The sequence below is a fragment of the Methylobacterium sp. DB0501 genome (assembly GCF_011043735.1).
Taxonomy (GTDB): domain Bacteria; phylum Pseudomonadota; class Alphaproteobacteria; order Rhizobiales; family Beijerinckiaceae; genus Methylobacterium; species Methylobacterium alsaeris.
In genome coordinates this window covers 39,656-55,443 of the sequence record NZ_JAAKGV010000010.1, presented here as the reverse complement: position 1 = coordinate 55,443, position 15,788 = coordinate 39,656, and the positions used below count along the sequence as shown (strand labels likewise).

The 15,788-nt window shown below is 72.0% G+C and carries 17 protein-coding genes and 1 riboswitch; of the genes, 5 read left to right on the top strand and 12 right to left on the bottom strand.

Annotated features, from left to right (window positions below; genetic code table 11):
• Window positions 1-90 precede the first annotated feature (90 nt).
• From cobW to G4G93_RS16055, 4 genes are all read right to left on the bottom strand, one after another.
• A complete protein-coding gene (gene cobW / locus G4G93_RS16070) occupies window positions 91-1,125 on the bottom strand; it encodes a cobalamin biosynthesis protein CobW (RefSeq protein WP_165085485.1) in 1,035 nt (344 codons plus the stop codon).
• The gene (locus G4G93_RS16065) at window positions 1,122-1,502 is read right to left on the bottom strand and encodes a DUF1636 domain-containing protein (protein WP_165085483.1); all 381 of its coding nucleotides are present in this window, start codon (window positions 1,500-1,502) and stop codon (window positions 1,122-1,124) included. Before G4G93_RS16065 ends, cobW begins: the two co-directional genes overlap by 4 nt.
• An 8-nt stretch (window positions 1,503-1,510) precedes the next feature.
• A complete protein-coding gene (locus G4G93_RS16060) occupies window positions 1,511-2,293 on the bottom strand; it encodes a CbtA family protein (RefSeq protein ID WP_165085481.1) in 783 nt (260 codons plus the stop codon).
• A gap of 86 nt (window positions 2,294-2,379) precedes the next feature.
• The gene (locus G4G93_RS16055; protein ID WP_165085480.1) at window positions 2,380-2,556 is read right to left on the bottom strand and encodes a CbtB domain-containing protein; all 177 of its coding nucleotides are present in this window, start codon (window positions 2,554-2,556) and stop codon (window positions 2,380-2,382) included.
• Window positions 2,557-2,585: 29 nt separating this feature from the next.
• Window positions 2,586-2,789, bottom strand: a riboswitch (cobalamin riboswitch).
• Between the two features lie 103 nt (window positions 2,790-2,892).
• Between G4G93_RS16055 and cobU the strand changes: the two genes are divergently transcribed.
• The 3 genes from cobU to G4G93_RS16040 all read left to right on the top strand — a co-directional run bounded on the left by cobU (window position 2,893) and on the right by G4G93_RS16040 (window position 5,030).
• The gene (cobU, locus tag G4G93_RS16050; protein WP_395410667.1) at window positions 2,893-3,435 is read left to right on the top strand and encodes a bifunctional adenosylcobinamide kinase/adenosylcobinamide-phosphate guanylyltransferase; all 543 of its coding nucleotides are present in this window, start codon (window positions 2,893-2,895) and stop codon (window positions 3,433-3,435) included.
• 10 nt (window positions 3,436-3,445) lie between these two features.
• Window positions 3,446-4,051, top strand: a complete 606-nt coding sequence (gene cobO / locus G4G93_RS16045) for a cob(I)yrinic acid a,c-diamide adenosyltransferase (protein ID WP_165085478.1) — start codon at window positions 3,446-3,448, stop codon at window positions 4,049-4,051.
• 199 nt (window positions 4,052-4,250) lie between these two features.
• Window positions 4,251-5,030 (top strand): prephenate dehydrogenase, encoded by a 780-nt coding sequence (locus tag G4G93_RS16040; RefSeq protein ID WP_165085476.1) that lies wholly within the window; start codon window positions 4,251-4,253, stop codon window positions 5,028-5,030.
• A 96-nt stretch (window positions 5,031-5,126) separates the two neighbouring features.
• Here the strand turns inward: G4G93_RS16040 and tatC are convergent, their stop codons facing one another.
• From tatC to argS, 8 genes are all read right to left on the bottom strand, one after another.
• A complete protein-coding gene (gene tatC, locus G4G93_RS16035) occupies window positions 5,127-5,930 on the bottom strand; it encodes a twin-arginine translocase subunit TatC (protein ID WP_165085475.1) in 804 nt (267 codons plus the stop codon).
• The gene (gene tatB / locus G4G93_RS16030; protein WP_165085473.1) at window positions 5,927-6,511 is read right to left on the bottom strand and encodes a Sec-independent protein translocase protein TatB; all 585 of its coding nucleotides are present in this window, start codon (window positions 6,509-6,511) and stop codon (window positions 5,927-5,929) included. Before tatB ends, tatC begins: the two co-directional genes overlap by 4 nt.
• A gap of 192 nt (window positions 6,512-6,703) precedes the next feature.
• A complete protein-coding gene (locus G4G93_RS16025; protein ID WP_165085472.1) occupies window positions 6,704-7,048 on the bottom strand; it encodes a twin-arginine translocase TatA/TatE family subunit in 345 nt (114 codons plus the stop codon).
• A 194-nt stretch (window positions 7,049-7,242) separates the two neighbouring features.
• On the bottom strand, window positions 7,243-7,917 hold the full coding sequence (gene scpB / locus G4G93_RS16020; protein ID WP_165085470.1) for an SMC-Scp complex subunit ScpB: 675 nt from the start codon (window positions 7,915-7,917) through the stop codon (window positions 7,243-7,245).
• A 3-nt stretch (window positions 7,918-7,920) separates the two neighbouring features.
• Window positions 7,921-8,694 carry a ScpA family protein gene (locus G4G93_RS16015; RefSeq protein ID WP_165085715.1) on the bottom strand — a complete coding sequence of 258 codons (774 nt, stop codon included), beginning with the start codon at window positions 8,692-8,694 and terminating at the stop codon, window positions 7,921-7,923.
• A gap of 119 nt (window positions 8,695-8,813) precedes the next feature.
• The gene (gene nagZ / locus G4G93_RS16010) at window positions 8,814-9,824 is read right to left on the bottom strand and encodes a beta-N-acetylhexosaminidase (RefSeq protein ID WP_165085468.1); all 1,011 of its coding nucleotides are present in this window, start codon (window positions 9,822-9,824) and stop codon (window positions 8,814-8,816) included.
• Between the two features lie 237 nt (window positions 9,825-10,061).
• On the bottom strand, window positions 10,062-11,507 hold the full coding sequence (locus G4G93_RS16005) for an SPOR domain-containing protein (protein ID WP_165085467.1): 1,446 nt from the start codon (window positions 11,505-11,507) through the stop codon (window positions 10,062-10,064).
• 182 nt (window positions 11,508-11,689) lie between these two features.
• Window positions 11,690-13,447 carry an arginine--tRNA ligase gene (gene argS / locus G4G93_RS16000; protein WP_165085465.1) on the bottom strand — a complete coding sequence of 586 codons (1,758 nt, stop codon included), beginning with the start codon at window positions 13,445-13,447 and terminating at the stop codon, window positions 11,690-11,692.
• A 228-nt stretch (window positions 13,448-13,675) separates the two neighbouring features.
• On the opposite strand from argS, the gene serS reads away from it, so the two are divergent.
• Window positions 13,676-15,019 carry a serine--tRNA ligase gene (gene serS, locus G4G93_RS15995; protein ID WP_165085463.1) on the top strand — a complete coding sequence of 448 codons (1,344 nt, stop codon included), beginning with the start codon at window positions 13,676-13,678 and terminating at the stop codon, window positions 15,017-15,019.
• The gene (gene surE, locus G4G93_RS15990) at window positions 15,019-15,780 is read left to right on the top strand and encodes a 5'/3'-nucleotidase SurE (protein WP_165085462.1); all 762 of its coding nucleotides are present in this window, start codon (window positions 15,019-15,021) and stop codon (window positions 15,778-15,780) included. The genes serS and surE overlap by 1 nt, the downstream gene beginning before the upstream one ends.
• Window positions 15,781-15,788: the final 8 nt, after the last annotated feature.

Sequence of the window (15,788 nt, the reverse complement as noted above, 5' to 3'; positions counted from 1 at the left end):
AGACGCCGCTCCGAAAGTAAAGCGCGGGTTTCTCCCCTCCCCACGGGCGGGGAGAGGAGTAGGCTCACGATCCGAGGCGGGACATTCCCCTCACCCCTTCAGCGCCGCCGCCACCGCCTCCTTGTCGAAGCCGGTGAGCCCGATCACCACCAGGGTCCCGTCGCGGTGCTCGGCCGGGCGCCAGGGGCGGTCGTAATGGTGGGCGACGCGGCGGCCGACGCCCTGGACGACGAGGCGCATCGGCTTGTCGGCGACGGCGCAGAAGCCCTTGATCCGCAGCACGCCCGCGACGTCAGCGGCCTTCGCCACCCGGGCGGCCAGGTCCTCGGGCGAGCCCGCGGCCTTCACCGGGATCGCGACGCTCTCGAAATCGTCGTGGTCGTGGTCCTCCTCGGTCTCGTGGTGCGACGGGCGGGAGGTGAGGTCGTCCTCGGCGGCGGCGTTGAGGCCGAGCAGGATGCGGGGATCGAGGGCGCCGTGGCTGGTCTCGACGAGCTTGACGGCGCGGGGCAGGTGCGCCTCGACCTCGGCCCGGACCCGGGCGCGCTCGCCCTCGTCGAGGAGGTCGGCCTTGTTCATGACCACGAGGTCGGCGCAGAGGAGCTGGTCCTCGAACACCTCCTCCAGGGGGTTCTCGTGATCGACGCTGGCATCGGCCGCGCGTTGCTTGGCCAGCGCCTCCGGATCGTCCGCGAAGGCGCCGGAGGCCACCGCCGGACCGTCCACCACCGCCACCACGCCGTCCACCGTGACCCGCGAGCGGATCGCCGGCCAGTTGAAGGCCTGGACCAGCGGCTTCGGCAGGGCGAGGCCGGAGGTCTCGATCAGGATGTGCTCCGGTGGCTCGGGCCGGTCGAGGAGCTTGTTGAGCGCCGGCACGAAATCGTCGGCGACGGTGCAGCAGATGCAGCCGTTCGGCAGTTCCACCACCGCGTCGGCGTCGCAGCCCGGGATGCCGCACTCGGCGAGCAGCGACCCGTCGAAGCCGACATCGCCGAACTCGTTGACGATGATGGCGAGGCGCCGGCCGTCGTTGTGCTCGATGGCGTGGCGCACCAGCGTCGTCTTGCCGGCCCCGAGGAAGCCGGTGACGATGGTGCAGGGGATCTTGTTGAGGATGGTCATGGGACAACCGGCGCGGGAGGGATGCGGGCGACGACGCCCTTGCGGAACTCTTGCGGACGCTCGCGCCAGGGCACGATGCCGTCCGACGTTCCGGCATAGAGGCCGATGCCGTCGAGGATGACGTCGGCGGAGACCGCCGGATCGAGGTCGCCGTAGACGTAGGTCCAGCGGCCGGGGCTCGCGACCGCGACCGTGCAGGGGCGCTTGCAGACCGACAGGCACTCCACCGGCTCGATGCGGATGGCGGCGCCGGGCCGGGCGGCGAGCGCCGCGCTCAGCGCGTCGTGCAGGCGGGCGCCGGCGCGAGGACCCTCGGCCGGGTCGGCGGCGTCGCGGCAGGTGGTGCAGACGTAGAGGATGCACGTATCGGGAGGCATGGGCTCGCTCACGCGGGCACCCCGCTTCGCCGCCCGGAGGCGATGTCCTGCTTGCCCGCGACGGTACCCCAGGCCCAGCCGAAGGCGAGGCCGAGCACCGCCCAGAACGCGAACCCGATCGCGAGCGACCGGGCGGCGAACTGCGCCGCGTAGACCGGCGGCATGGCGGAGATGTCCTCCGGCCCGTGCGGGGCGCCCCAGAGGTGGGGCGCGACGATGAGGGCGAGGCCGAGCGCGATCGCCACCGGGCCGCGGCGGATCGCCAGCAGGTAGAGGCCGGAGGCCGTCGCCAGGGCGGTGGCCACCCACCAGAGCTGGCGCGATTCGAGCGCCGCCGCGGCCACGCCCGGCAGTTCCGGCGGCAGCCCGATCGCCGGCGCCAGGCTGGCGGCGAGGAAGCCGCCGACGCCGAACTTCAGCGCTTCGCCGGGCGTCACCTCCCGGCCGGCCGCGACCAGCACGGCGCCGAGCAGCAGTGCGTAGCCGACGCCGCTCACCAGGGTGGCGAGCGCCGTGAAGGCGAGGCGCGGCAGGCCGGGGGCCGGCTGCCATTGCGGCTCGCCGCCATGGTCGTGACCCGCAGCGCCATGACCGGAATGGGCCAGCACGATCAGCGGGTTGGCGAAGGCGTGGCCGGAGAAGGCATGAACCGCGGGGGCCACGGTCTCGGCCGTCTCGTACTTCTCCGCCGCCAGGATCAGCGGCGAGGTCAGGGCGAATTGCAGCACGGAGGCCACGCATGCGGCCAGGAAGCCGGCGACCAGGGCCGCGGCGAGCAGACGTTTCGTCATCGGAGGATCACCTGCACGACCAAAGGGCCGCGGGCCCGCGCCCGGTCGGGGCGCAGGCCGCGCGGCCCGTTACGGTCAAGCCTTGCTCAGTGGCAGGGAAAATTGTGGGCGTGGCGCCAGTCGTGCGCGGCGTTGTGCAGGGCGACCACGGGCGCGAAGCCGGAGACGAACAGCAGGCCGATGCCGACGGTGGCCGCCAGGAGGACGGCGCTCAGGCGCTCGCCGACGAGGGCGGGAGAGAGGGACCGGGTAATCGAGACCATGACGAACTCCTGCCGCCCCACCGGCGGCGTCGAGAGAAAGGGGGGACGGCAGGTCTCCTGGCTCGCGGTCTCTTAGCCGGTCCACCGCCTTCCCGGATGCGCTCCAGTGGCCGATGGCGGACCGTGTGCGACCGCTCACAGTTGCGGGGGCAGCCGCGGCACGCCGAGACGATCCCGGCTCCCGCGTTCCCTTTTCACCTCGTTGCCGAGGCACCGTCCCCTTGACCCTAGCGGGTCGGGGACGGGCTTGCAATCGGCGCCGCCACCCGCGACACCTCCGCTCCCGAGATTTCGTACCGCGATCTAGCCCCGGGGATTTCGCGAGAGGACACGAGCGTGCCGGATCCGAATCGCGCCACTCCGCACCTGACCCTGGTGCTGGGCGGTGCCCGCTCGGGCAAGAGCCGTTACGCGGAAGGGCTGATCGAGGCCTTGCCCGGTCCCTGGCTCTACGTCGCGACGGCGCAGGCCTGGGACGACGAGATGCGCGAGCGCATCGCCCAGCACCGCGCCCGCCGCGCCTTTCCCTGGGAAACGGTGGATGCGCCGCGGGACCTGGCGGGCGTGATCCGGCAGGCGCCGCCCGGGCGGCCGGTGCTGGTCGATTGCCTGACCCTGTGGCTGACCAACGCGATGCTGGACGAGGCGGCCGACCTGCCGGCCGAGGTCGAGGCGCTGATCGCGGCCTGCTCCGCTGCGGCCGGGCCGCTGGTGCTCGTCTCGAACGAGGTCGGGTTCGGCATCGTGCCGGAGAACGCCCTCGCCCGGCGCTTCCGCGACGAGGCCGGCCGCCTGCACCAGCGCCTGGGCGCGATCGCCGACCGGGTGGTGCTGGTGGTGGCCGGCCTACCGATGATCCTGAAGGGAGATTCCGCATGAGAGGCCCGGCATGAGCGACGACGAGGCGGCGCGCCACCGCGCCAAGATGGAGAAGCGCAAGGCGGTGCAGGACGCCGAGGTGGCGGGGAAGACGATCGAGAAGGGTCTGCTCATCGTCCATACCGGCCCCGGCAAGGGCAAGTCGACGGCGGCCTTCGGGCTGATGCTGCGGGCGCTCGGCCGCGGCTGGCGGGTCGGCGTCGTGCAGTACATCAAGGGCGCCTGGGAGACCGGCGAGCGCCTCGCCGTCGCGCGTTTCGCCGATCAGGTCGAGTGGCACACGATGGGGGAGGGCTTCACCTGGGAGACCCAGGATCGCGACCGCGACGTGGCGGCGGGGAGGGCGGCCTGGGCGAAGACCGAGGCGCTGATGGCCGATCCGGGCATCCGCCTGCTGATCCTCGACGAGCTCAACATCGCGCTGCGCTACGACTACCTGCCGCTGACGGAGGTGGTGGAGCACTTGAGCCGGCGCCGGCCGGACCTGACCGTCGTGGTGACCGGCCGCAACGCCAAGCCGGAGCTGGTCGCGGCGGCCGATCTCGTCACCGAGATGACCCTGGTGAAGCACCACTTCTCCGCGGGCGTGAAGGCGCAGGAGGGGATCGAGTTCTGACGACGGGTTCCGGTTGACGCGGACGACCGCAGGGGCGTAGAGGCTCGGCCATGACCAGCACCCTCCTCGCCGGACTTTATTACGCGCCGCTCCCTTAAGCGGCGGAGTGCTCGTCATCTCTCAACCGCTGCGACGTGTCGGCGGTTGAGGCTTCCAGGATCCAGGGCCCGCCGACCTCGCCCCAGACCGAGGTCCCTTCGTGCCGTCCTTCCCCCATTCCCCGATCGGCCTGATCGGCTTCGGCGCCTTCGGTCGCCTCGTCGCCGAGCATCTGGCGCCGCATGTCTCCCTGCGCATCCACGATCCGTTCGTGACGGAGGCGGCCTTCGCGGCGGCGGGCGTCGCGCCCTGCACCCTCGCCGAGGCCGCCGCCTGCCCGGTGGTGATCCTGGCGACCCCGGTCTCGGGCCTCGCCGAGGTGGTGCGCGCGATCGTCCCGCACCTGCGGGCGGGCGCCCTCGTCCTCGACGTCGGCTCGGTGAAGGTGCGGCCGGCCGCGATCATGCGGGCCGGCCTGCCGGCGGATGTGGACATCGTCGCCACCCACCCGCTGTTCGGGCCGCAGAGCGCGCGCGACGGATTGCGCGGCCTCAAGATCGCCGTCTGCCCGGTGCGGGGCAACCGCGCCGGCCGGGTCGGCGCCGTCCTGCGCCGCGTTCTCGGGCTCACGGTGATCCTGACGACGCCGGAGGCGCATGACCGCGAGGCGGCGGCGGTGCAGGGCCTGACTCACCTCATCGCCAAGGTGCTGGTGGCGATGGAGCCGCTGCCGACGCGGATGACGACCCGCAGCTTCGACCTAGTGATGCAGGCCGTCGGCATGGTCCGGCACGACGCGCCGGAGGTCTACCACGCGATCGAGCGCGAGAACCCCTACGCGGCGGAGGTGCGGCGGCGGTTCTTCGACCTGGCGGCGCGGATGAATGGGGAGTTGGGCGAGGGCGCGCGCGCCGAGGAGGGGATCCTGCTCGACGCGTGATGCCTCGCTCCGCGTCGTTCCGGCCGCGCAGCGGCGGCCGGAACGACGCGAAGGGGGTCGACGATCCCGGCGGGGAGCGCAGGGGAGGGCGAAGCCCTACTCCCCCGCCGCCTCTTCCGCCGCCCGTGCCCGTTCGCGGCGCCTCTCCATCGCGCGGACCGAGAACACCGAGGCCTCGTAGAGGAGCAGCATCGGCACCGCCAGCGAGAGCTGGCTGATCACGTCCGGTGGCGTCAGCACGGCCGCCGCGACGAAGACCATCACGATGGCGTAGCGCCGGCGCTCGCGCAGGAACTTCGAGTCGATCACCCCGATCTGGCCCAGCAGGGTCAAGATGACCGGCAGCTGGAACGCGATCCCGAAGGCGAAGATCAGCGTCATGATGAGCGAGAGATACTCGTCCACCTTCGGCAGCAGCTCGATCGTGGCCTCGCCGGGCTGGCCGATCTGCTGCAGGCTGACCGAGAACTTGATCAGCAGCGGCATCGCCAGGAAGTAGACGACGAGGGCGCCGAGCACGAAGAAGACCGGCGTGGCGACGAGGTAAGGCAGGAAGGCCCGGCGCTCGTTGCGGTACAGGCCCGGCGCCACGAAGGCGTAGAGCTGGGTGGCGACCACCGGGAAGGACAGGAAGCCGGCGCCGAACACGCTCAGCTTGATATTGGTGAAGACCTGCTCGAGGAAGTGGGTCGCGATCAGCCGCGCCTTGTCCGCCCCGACGACGCTGACATAGGGGTGGACCAGCAGGTTGTAGATGTGCTGCGAGAAGAAGAAGCAGACGAAGAACATCACCCCGAAGGCGAGCAGCGATTTGATCAGCCGCGAGCGCAGCTCGATCAGGTGCTCGATCAGGGGTGCGCGCGAGGCCTCGATCTCGGCTTCATCGGCCTCGGTGATCATGCGGTCGGGCCCGTGCTGGCGGTGTCGTGGGAGACGGTCTCATGGGGGGCCGAGCGCGCGGCGTCGGCCTTGAGCTGCGCGGTCGCGGCGGCCAGCGCCGAGATCGTGGGCTTCTCGGCGGGCTCGGGGAGCGCATAGGCCGGCGGCGCAGCCGGATCGACCGGTGCGTGAACCGGGTCCGGCAGCGTCACGGAGTGTTGTTCCGCCGAGGATGCCAGGGGATCCGTCCCCGTCATCTCATGTCCCGGAAACTCCTGCCCCGGCATCGCCTGGGTTGCGGGCTTCGGCACCCCGTCGACGGCGCCCTTGATCTCGTTGCGGAGGGTCTGGACCGGGTTGAAGCCGGTCGTCGTCGCCGAGGCGACGCTGCGGTTGATGCCCTCGACCTCGCGGCGGACCTCGTCGAGCTCCGCCTCGCGCATCGCCTCGCTGAACTGGCTCTGGAACTCGCCGGCCATGCGCTTGAGCCGGGCGGTGACCTGGCCGACGGTACGCAGGGCCTTGGGCAGGTCCTTGGGGCCGATGACGACGAGCGCGACGCCGCCGATCAGCATCACCTCGCCCCAACTCATATCGAACATGGCGTGACGGCCCTGCTGCTCGCGCGGCGCACTCGGTCGGGCGCCTCGCGCGGGCTGTCTACCACGCCTTGGCGCCGGCGCCAGTCATCGCCGAGCAGGTTCCCGAGGAGTGTCGTGTGGCGTTCGGCCGGCACGGCCGCGTCCGCTGTCGTCCGGCGCCGGACCTCGGGGCCGGACGCCGGGCGGAGCGGCTCAGACGACCTTGCGGTCGGCGCTCGTCAGCGGCTCGCCGTGAGACGGGACCGGGCGCACCGGCTCGGTCGCGGTGACCGGCGGCATCTGGGCGGTCGGCACGTGAACCGGCTGCTGGACCGGCTGGACCGGGGCCGCCGGAGGCGCCACCTGGACCGAGGTGACCGGATTATGCGGAACCTGCGCCGTCGTGGTCGGGGCCTGATCCTCGTCGGCCATGCCCTTCTTGAACGCCTTGATGCCCTTGGCGACATCGCCCATCAGCTCGGACACCTTGCCGCGCCCGAACAGCAGCATGACGATCACGCCGACGACGATCCAGTGCCAGATACTCGCGCCGCCCATGGTTCTCTCCTGCGCAGCGACAGCGTCGCCGCGGCACACTCACGGGGCGTCGCCGACGCCCCAAACCTCTGATCCCGCTCGCTCATCGTCGCCGGATGGCGGACGGAGCGCTCGTGTTGCGGCCGGAACGTAAGGACGGCGGGAGGCGAAAACAAGCGTTTCCTCGGGCTTGGCCGGAGGCGCCACCCGGGATTTCAGTCGGTCGCGGCGTCGCCGGGCTCCAACGGATCCTCGATGGGATCCTCGTCGGCCTCCGCACCGTCCCCCGGCTGCGGCACCCGGAAGCCGGCAGGCAGCTTTCCCTCGATCAGGCCGAGTCCCTTCAACTCGTCGAGGCCCGGCAGGTCCGAGACGGCGTCGAGGCCGAAATGGTCGAGGAAGGCCGGGGTCGTGCCGTAGGTCACCGGCCGCCCGGGCGTGCGGCGGCGGCCGCGCAGGCGCACCCAGCCGGTCTCGAGCAGCAGGTCGAGGGAACCCTTCGAGGTGGTGACGCCGCGGATCTCCTCGATCTCGGCCCGGGTCACCGGCTGATGGTAGGCGACGATGGCGAGCGTCTCGAGCGCCGCCCGCGACAGCTTGCGCGGCTCCGGCGCGGCTCCGCGCAAGGTCGGCGCGAGATCGGGCGCGGTCCGGAAGGCGTAGCCGCCGGCGCTCCTGACGAGCGTGATGCCGCGGGCGGCGTAGGCGCGGGCGATCTCGGCCAGGACCGCCGGCACGTCGGTGCCGGGCGGGAGACGCGCGGCAAGGTCGGCCTGGCCGAGGGGAGCGGGCGCCGAGAAGATCAGCGCCTCGGCGAGGCGCGCCGCCGCGGACGGGGCGGGGCCGGTCTCGACCGGGCGGGATGCGGGGCTGCGGGGGGCCTTCGCCACGACTCAGGGCCCGGTGGCACGGATCTGGATCGGCGCGAAGGGCCGGTCCTGGCGCAGCAGGATCTGGCCCTCGCGGGCGAGTTCGAGCACCGCCGAGAGCGAGGAGGCCCGCACGGTGGCGCGGCGCTTCGGGTCGGCGAGGTATTGGGCGAGGTAGGAATCGAGGTCGGTCCAGTCGTCCCGCGGGCCGATCAGCCGTTCCAGGGCGGCGCGGGCATCGACCAGCGACCAGACGCTGCGCGGCGGCAGGGTGACGGAGGCCCGCGCCCGCTCCTGGCGCTGGCGGGCATAGGCCGCGATCAGGTCGTGCAGGGTGACGGCGAAGGGGCCGGCGGGCGTGGCCGCGGCCGGTTCGGGGAGGGCGGCCCCGCGGGCGAACACGTCGCGCCCGAGCTGGTCCCGCCCGGACAGCATCGCGGCGGCGGCGCGGATCGCCTCGAGACGACGCAGGCGCAGGGCCAGCGCCTCGGCGAGGTCCCCGGCGGCGGGCTCGGGGCCGCGAGGCGGGGCCGGCAGCAGCAGGCGCGACTTCAGGTAGGCGAGCCAGGCCGCCATCACCAGGTAATCCGCCGCCAGTTCGAGGCGCAGGCGGCGCGCCTCCTCGATGAAGGCGAGGTACTGCTCGACGAGCGCCAGGATCGAGATCCGGGCGAGGTCGACCTTCTGGCGCCGGGCGAGTTCCAGCAGCAGGTCGAGGGGGCCCTCGAACCCGTCGACATCGACCACGAAGGCCGAGTCGGCAACCTCCGACGAACCGTCGGCGAAGTCGTCCGCCATCTCAGACTTGCCGGCTTTCCTGAACGGAATCAACATTCTCCGCGTCGTTCCGGTCCCCGCTCGGCAGGCCTGGAACGACCAGGAGGGTGTCAGTCCTGATCCGAGGGTCGAATCGCTCCTCAGGCCGCGGCGGCGAGCCCGGCATCGAGGCGGGCACGGGCCTCGGCCGGATCGAAGGCCGCCGGGACCGGGCTCAACCGGGCGAGGGCCGCCCCGGCGCGGCGCAGGGATTCACCGGCGAGGGCGGGCGCCGCGGCGACGACCTCCTCCATCTCGGCCCGGACGCCGTTGCAATGCAGGCCGACGTCGCAACCGGCCCGGAAGGCGGCGGCGGCGCGATCCCGGAAGCTGCCCGACAGCGCGTTCATCGACAGGTCGTCGGTCATCAGCAAGCCGTCGAACCCGATGCGGCCGCGCACGATCTCGCGGATCACCGTCGCCGAGGTGGTGGCCGGGTTCTCCGGATCGAGGGCGCGGAAGACCACGTGGGCCGACATCGCCATCGGCAGGTCGGCCAACGCACGGAACGGCTGGAAATCGTGCGCCTCCAGCTCGGCGAGGCTCGCCTCGACGACCGGCAGGGCGTGGTGGCTGTCGGCGCCGGCGCGGCCGTGACCGGGCACGTGCTTCATCACCGGCAGGACGCCGCCGGCCATCAGGCCCTCGGCCACCGCGCGCCCGAAGGCCGCGACCACGCCCGGCTCGGTGCCGTAGGCGCGGTCGCCGATGACGTCGTGGGCGCCCGGCACCGGTACGTCGAGGACGGGGGCGCAATCGACGTTGATGCCGACCTGGGCGAGATCGTAGGCCATCAGGCGGGCGCCGAGCCCGGCGAGCGCCGGCCCGCCCTCGGGGCCGCCGGCGCGGAAATAGGCCCGGCCGGACGGATAGGCGTGCCAGTGCGGCCGCGCCATGCGCTGCACCCGGCCGCCCTCCTGGTCGATCAGGACCGGCGCGTCGGCGCGGCCGACGGTCTCGCGTAGGGACGCCGTCAGGGCGCTGACCTGCTCGGGAGACTCGACGTTGCGCTTGAACAGGATGAAGCCCCAGGGTTGCGCGTCGCGGAAGAAGGCAGCCTCCTCGGGGCTCAAGGTCGGTCCGGCGCAGCCGAGGATCAGGGCGAGTGTCATCGACGGCGGCTCTCGTCGGTTGGAGGAGTCGGGATGGTCGCGCGCTCCCGCCCGGCGCTCGAGCGAGCGCCGAAAGGCGGAATTCACGGGTGGGAAAGATCGGGATTCTAGGCGACTCGTCCACCCGCGGCTGTCGGCGAAGCGCCACAGCCGGCGGGATTCATGAGGCGGAATCGCGGCCGGAACCGGGTCGTCGTCGGATCCGGTGCCGTGGTTTCGTCGGGGCCGTTCTTGTCGTCAGTTCTTGGCGACGAAGCAGGCGGCGCCCGAGGCCTTGAGCTTGCCGCACAGGCCGTCGGCGCCCTCCTTCGACATCGGCCCGACGCGGACGCGATAGATCGACTTGCCGTTGACCTCGGCCTGGCGGATCAGCGGCGACTGGCCGCCGAGGATGGCGCCATAGCGCTCCTGCGCCTGGCGGAACGCGACCTCGGCCTCCTTCTCGGTGGCGCGCACCGAGAGCTGGACCGAGAAGCCCCCGACCGGCGCCTGGGGCGTCGGCACCGCCTGGGTGGTGACCGGCGGCTCGGCGGAGGCGACGCGCTGCACCGGCTTCTGCCGCGGCGTCTCGGCCACCGGGGCCGGGGTCTCGGCGGCGGGGCTCGCGGCCTGCTGCGGGGCCGGCGCGGTCGGGACGACCCGCGGTCCGCGCGGCGTGACCGGCGCCGGGGTCGAGCCGGTCGCCTCGGTCGGCAGGGTCATGGTCGGGATCGGCGAGGCCGGGGCCTGCTGGGCCGCCTGCTGCTGGGCGGCGGCTTGAGTCGCGGCTTGGGCGGCGCGCTGGGCCTCGGCCGGCGACGGCTCGGGCCGGACGGAGACGGTGCGCACCTTGCGCGGCTCGCCGAGGGATTCGGTCAGCGCGTTGCCCGGCACGGCGGGGGAGGCGGAGGAGCCGGCCTCGGCGGCGAGCGAGCGGGCCGCCTGCTTGACGTCGAGGGGCTGCTCCTCGCGGTTGACGATGCGGATCTGCCCGTCCTTGGCGATGGTGCCGCGCTCGTAGATCTGCTTGTTCTGGTCCGGGATCTCGACGCCGCCGGCATTCTGCGGCGCCACCTTGAGCGGGGCCTGATCGGCCATCACCAGGATCGGCGCGCCCGAGCGGCCGTGATGGAAGGCTTTCCAGGTCAGCGCGCCGCCGATCGAGGCCGCGACGATGCCGAGCGCCGTGCCGACGAGGGCGATGCGCCGGCGGCCCCGGGGCCGCGGCTCGGCCATCGGCGCGGGCTCCGCGTCGGGCGCGGCACCGGCCGGCTCGGAGACGGTCTCGCGCTCGACCGCGGCGAGATACTGGTTGAAGGCGGATTCCGGCGTGTGGGACGGGGGCTGGTTCGGCACACCCATCGTCGGCTCCTGACGGCTGGCGGAGAAGTCGGCGGAGAGACCGGCGGAGAGACCGGAATGTGCGGCCTGCGCGTCGCCGTAGCTCGGCATGACCGGCTCGACCCGCCCGCCGCGCGGCGGCTCGGCGGCGCGGCTCGCCTCCTTGGCTTCCTTGGCTTCGAGCAGGGCGCGGAACGGATCGTCCTGGCCGACGATGCGGGCGAGCTCCGCGAGGGGATCGGGCCGCGGTGCCAAGGGGCGCGCTTGATCGTGACGCGCCTGATCCTGCCGGACGGGGGTCGGCTGCCGATCCTGCTCGTAGGCGTCGTAGTCGACGGGAACCCGGGAAGCATTCGTCGTCATGGCAGCACCATCCTGTTCGCCCTCGCGTCACCTCACCGCACTGAAGGGCCGGCTCGGCGAAACCGGCCGCCTCGCCCCGGATATGGGGAGGGCGGCCGTCAGATCCCACGCTCACGTCCCGCCGCGGCATGCCCGAGGGGCGTCCCGCGGCGTCCGGTCGCTCCGAATCCCGACGCGATGCCTCAGCGCATCTCGTCGGGCGCGCCGACGCCGAGGATCCCGAGATTGGACGCGACCACGCCCTTGAGGGCAGCGACGAGGGCCAGCCTCGCCTCGGTGGACTTTCTGTCGGTTTGATTAACAAACCGTAATTGCGGCAAGTCTTTGCCCTTGTTCCAGAAACTATGGAACGCGCTGGCGAGCTCGTAGAGGTGGAACGCGACGCGGTGCGGCTCGTGGGCGGCGGCCGCCGCCTCGATCACCCGGGGCACCTGGGCGATCAGGCGCATCATCTCGATCTCGCCCGGATCGGTCAGGCCCGACAGGTCGGCCCCGGCGAGGGCGGCCGGCGACAGGTCGAGATCGGGGAACGCCTCGCGGGCCTGGCGGAACACCGAGGCCGCCCGGGCATGGGCGTACTGGACGTAGAAGACCGGGTTGTCCTTCGACTGCTCCACCACCTTCGCGAGGTCGAAATCGAGCGTCGCGTCGTTCTTGCGGTAGAGCATCATGAACCGCACGGGGTCGCGCCCGACCTCGTCGATCACCTCGCGCAGGGTGACGAACTCGCCCGCCCGCTTCGACATCTTCACCGGCTCGCCGCCGCGCAGCAGGCGCACCAGCTGGCACAGCTTGACGTCGAGCGCCGCACGCCCGTCCGAGACCGCCTTCACGGCCGCCTGCATCCGCTTGACGTAGCCGCCATGGTCGGCGCCGAGCACGTCGATGAGCTCGACGGCGCCGCGCTCGACCTTGGAGCGGTGATAGGCGATGTCGGAGGCGAAGTAGGTGAAGCTGCCGTCCGACTTCAGCAGCGGCCGGTCGATGTCGTCCCCGAAGGCGGTGGCGCGGAACAGGGTCTGCTCGCGGTCCTCCCAATCCTCCGGCAGCTGGCCCTTGGGCGGCGGCAGCCGGCCCTCGTAGACGAGGCCCTTGGCACGCAGGTCGGCGATCAGCGCCGCGACGGCGCCCCCGTTGCCGCCGTCCTGGAGGGTGCGCTCGGAGAAGAACACGTCGTGGTGGATACCGATGGCCGCCAGGTCCTCGCGGATCCGGTCCATCATCCGGTCGATGGCGAAGTCGCGCACCAGCGGCAGCCACTCGGATTCGGGCTTGGCGAGAAGGGCGTCGCCGTACTCCTCCTTCAGTGCCGCGCCGACGGGCACGAGGTAGTCGCCCGGATAGAGGCCGTCCGGGATCGTCACCGTCTCGCCGAGCGCCTCGCGGTAGCGCAGGAAGGCCGAGCGGGCGAGGACGTCGACCTGGGCGCCGGCATCGTTGATGTAGTATTCGCGCGTCACGTCGCGGCCGGCCGCGGCCAGGAGGTTGGCCAGCGCGTCGCCGAACACCGCGCCGCGGCCGTGGCCGACATGCATCGGCCCGGTCGGGTTGGCCGAGACGTACTCGACATTGACCCCGCCCGGGACCTTCGCGCCGCGGCCGTAGGAATCGCCGTCGCGGAGCGCCGCCCGCACCACCTCGCCATAGATCGCCGGATCGAGCCGCAGGTTGATGAAGCCCGGCCCGGCGACGCTCGCCTCGGTGACGCGGGGATCCTGGCGCAGGTCGGCGGCCAGGGCCTCGGCCAGGGCCTTCGGATTGGTGCGCGCTTCCTTCGCCAGCACCAGGGCGGCGTTGGTGGCGAGGTCGCCGTGGCTCGGGTCGCGCGGCGGCTCGACCACCACGCGGGCGCGATCCAGCCCCTCCGGCAGGGTGCCGGCGCGGGTGAGCGTCTCGAGCGCCTCGCCGATGCGGGCCTCGAAGGCGGCGAAGATATTCATGCGTTGACCAGTTCTGCAAAGTTCGGGCCGGAGGCGGCGTGCCGCACCCAGCGCGCCGGGCTCTTCTCACGTCGGGGCGGGCGGCTGCAAGCGGGGCGGTTCGAGCGGCGAAGGCCCCGCGTGGGACTTGCGCTCCTCCCTTGTCGCCGCAGGGCCGATGCTGCAAAGCGTCCTGGCGTCACCGGCCGGATTCTCCGGCTTCTCGAGAAAAACGATTCGGACCGCGCCATGCACGATATCCGGGCCATCCGCGACAACCCGGCCGCCTTCGACAAGGGCCTGACGAGCCGCGGGCTGGAGCCGCTCGCCGCGCAGCTGATCGCCCTCGACGACGAGCGCAAGGCCGCGATCTCGGCGGCGCAGGGCGCGCAGGAGCGGCGCAACGCCCTGTCGAAGGAGATCGGCGCGGCCAAGAAGGCGAAGGACGAGGCCCGGGCCCAGGAACTGATGGCCGAGGTCGCCCGACTGAAGGAGGACGCGCCGTCCCTCGACGCCGCCGCCGACGCTGCGGCCAAGGCGCTGGCCGAACGATTGTCGGCGATCCCCAACATCCCGAACCCGGACGTGCCGGAAGGCCGCGACGAGCACGACAACGTCGAGAAGAGCCGGTTCGAGGGACGGGGCCTCGCCCAAGAGGGTCGCCAGCATTTCGAGCTCGGCGAGGCCATGGGCCTGATGGATTTCGAGACCGCCTCGAAGCTGTCCGGCTCGCGCTTCGTGGTGCTGAAGGGCCAGATCGCCCGGCTCGAACGCGCGCTCGGCCAGTTCATGCTCGACCTGCACACCGCCGAGCACGGCTATACCGAGGTGGTGCCGCCCTTGCTCGTGCGCGACGAGGCGATGTTCGGCACGGCCCAGCTGCCGAAGTTCCGCGACGACCAGTTCGCGGCGATCCAGGGCTCGCCCGAGATCGCCCAGGAGAGCGGCGCACCGAACCGCTGGCTGATCCCGACGGCGGAGGTCCCGCTCACCAACCTCGTGCGGGAATCGATCCTCTCCGAGGACGAGCTGCCCTTGCGCTTCACCGCGCTCACCCCCTGTTTCCGGGCCGAGGCCGGGGCGGCGGGGCGCGACACCCGCGGCATGCTGCGCCAGCACCAGTTCAGCAAGGTGGAACTCGTCTCGATCACCGCCCCCGAGCGCTCGGCCGAGGAGCACGAGCGGATGCTGGCCTGCGCCGAGGCCGTGCTGAAGCGCCTCGACATCCCGTTCCGGGTCGTCACGCTCTGCACCGGCGACATGGGCTTCGCCTCGGCCAAGACCTACGACATCGAGGCATGGCTCCCGGGCCAGAAGACCTATCGCGAGATCTCGTCCTGCTCGGTCTGCGGCGACTTCCAGGCCCGCCGGATGGAGGCGCGCTACCGCCCGAAGGAGGGCAAGGGCGTGAACTACGTCCACACCCTCAACGGCTCGGGCGTGGCGGTCGGCCGCGCGCTGATCGCCGTCATGGAGAACTACCAGAACCCCGACGGCAGCATCACGGTGCCGTCGGCCCTCGCGCCTTATATGGGCGGGCTCACCCGCATCGAAGGCATGGGTGGACTCACCCGAAACGAAGGACAGCGCTGATGCGCATTCTCGTCACCAACGACGACGGCATTCACGCGCCGGGCCTGCGCTGCCTGGAAGAGATCGCCCGGGAACTCTCGGACGACGTCTGGGTCGTGGCGCCGGAGACCGACCAGAGCGGCGTGTCGCACTCGCTGTCGCTCAACGATCCCCTGCGCCTGCGCCAGGCCGGCGAGAAGCGCTATGCGGTGAAGGGCACGCCCTCCGACTGCATCATCATGGGCATCCGGCACATCCTGAAGGATCACGGGCCCGACCTCGTGCTCTCGGGCGTCAACCGCGGCCAGAACGTCGCCGAGGACGTGACCTATTCGGGCACCATCGCGGGCGCCATGGAGGCGACGATCCTCGGCGTGAGGGCGATCGCGCTGAGCCAGGCCTACGGCATCGGCGGGCGCGCCAACGTGAAGTGGCACAATGCCGCCCATCATGGCGCCAAGGTGGTCCGGCGCATCCTTGAGGTCGGGATCGAGCCCGGCATCCTGGTCAACGTCAACTTCCCGGATTGCGAGCCCGAGGACGTCAAGGGCATCGCCGTGGCGGCGCAAGGCGTGCGCAACCAGGCGCTGCTCTCGATCGACGAACGGGTCGACGGGCGCGGCAACCCGTATTTCTGGCTCGCCTTCGCCAAGGCGCGGTTCGAGCCGGGCCACGGCACCGACCTGAAGGCGATCGCCGACGGCTGCATCTCGATCACCCCCCTGCGCCTCGACCTCACCGACGAGCCGACCCTGACGCGCTTCGCCCAGGCCTTCACATGAGTGCCTTC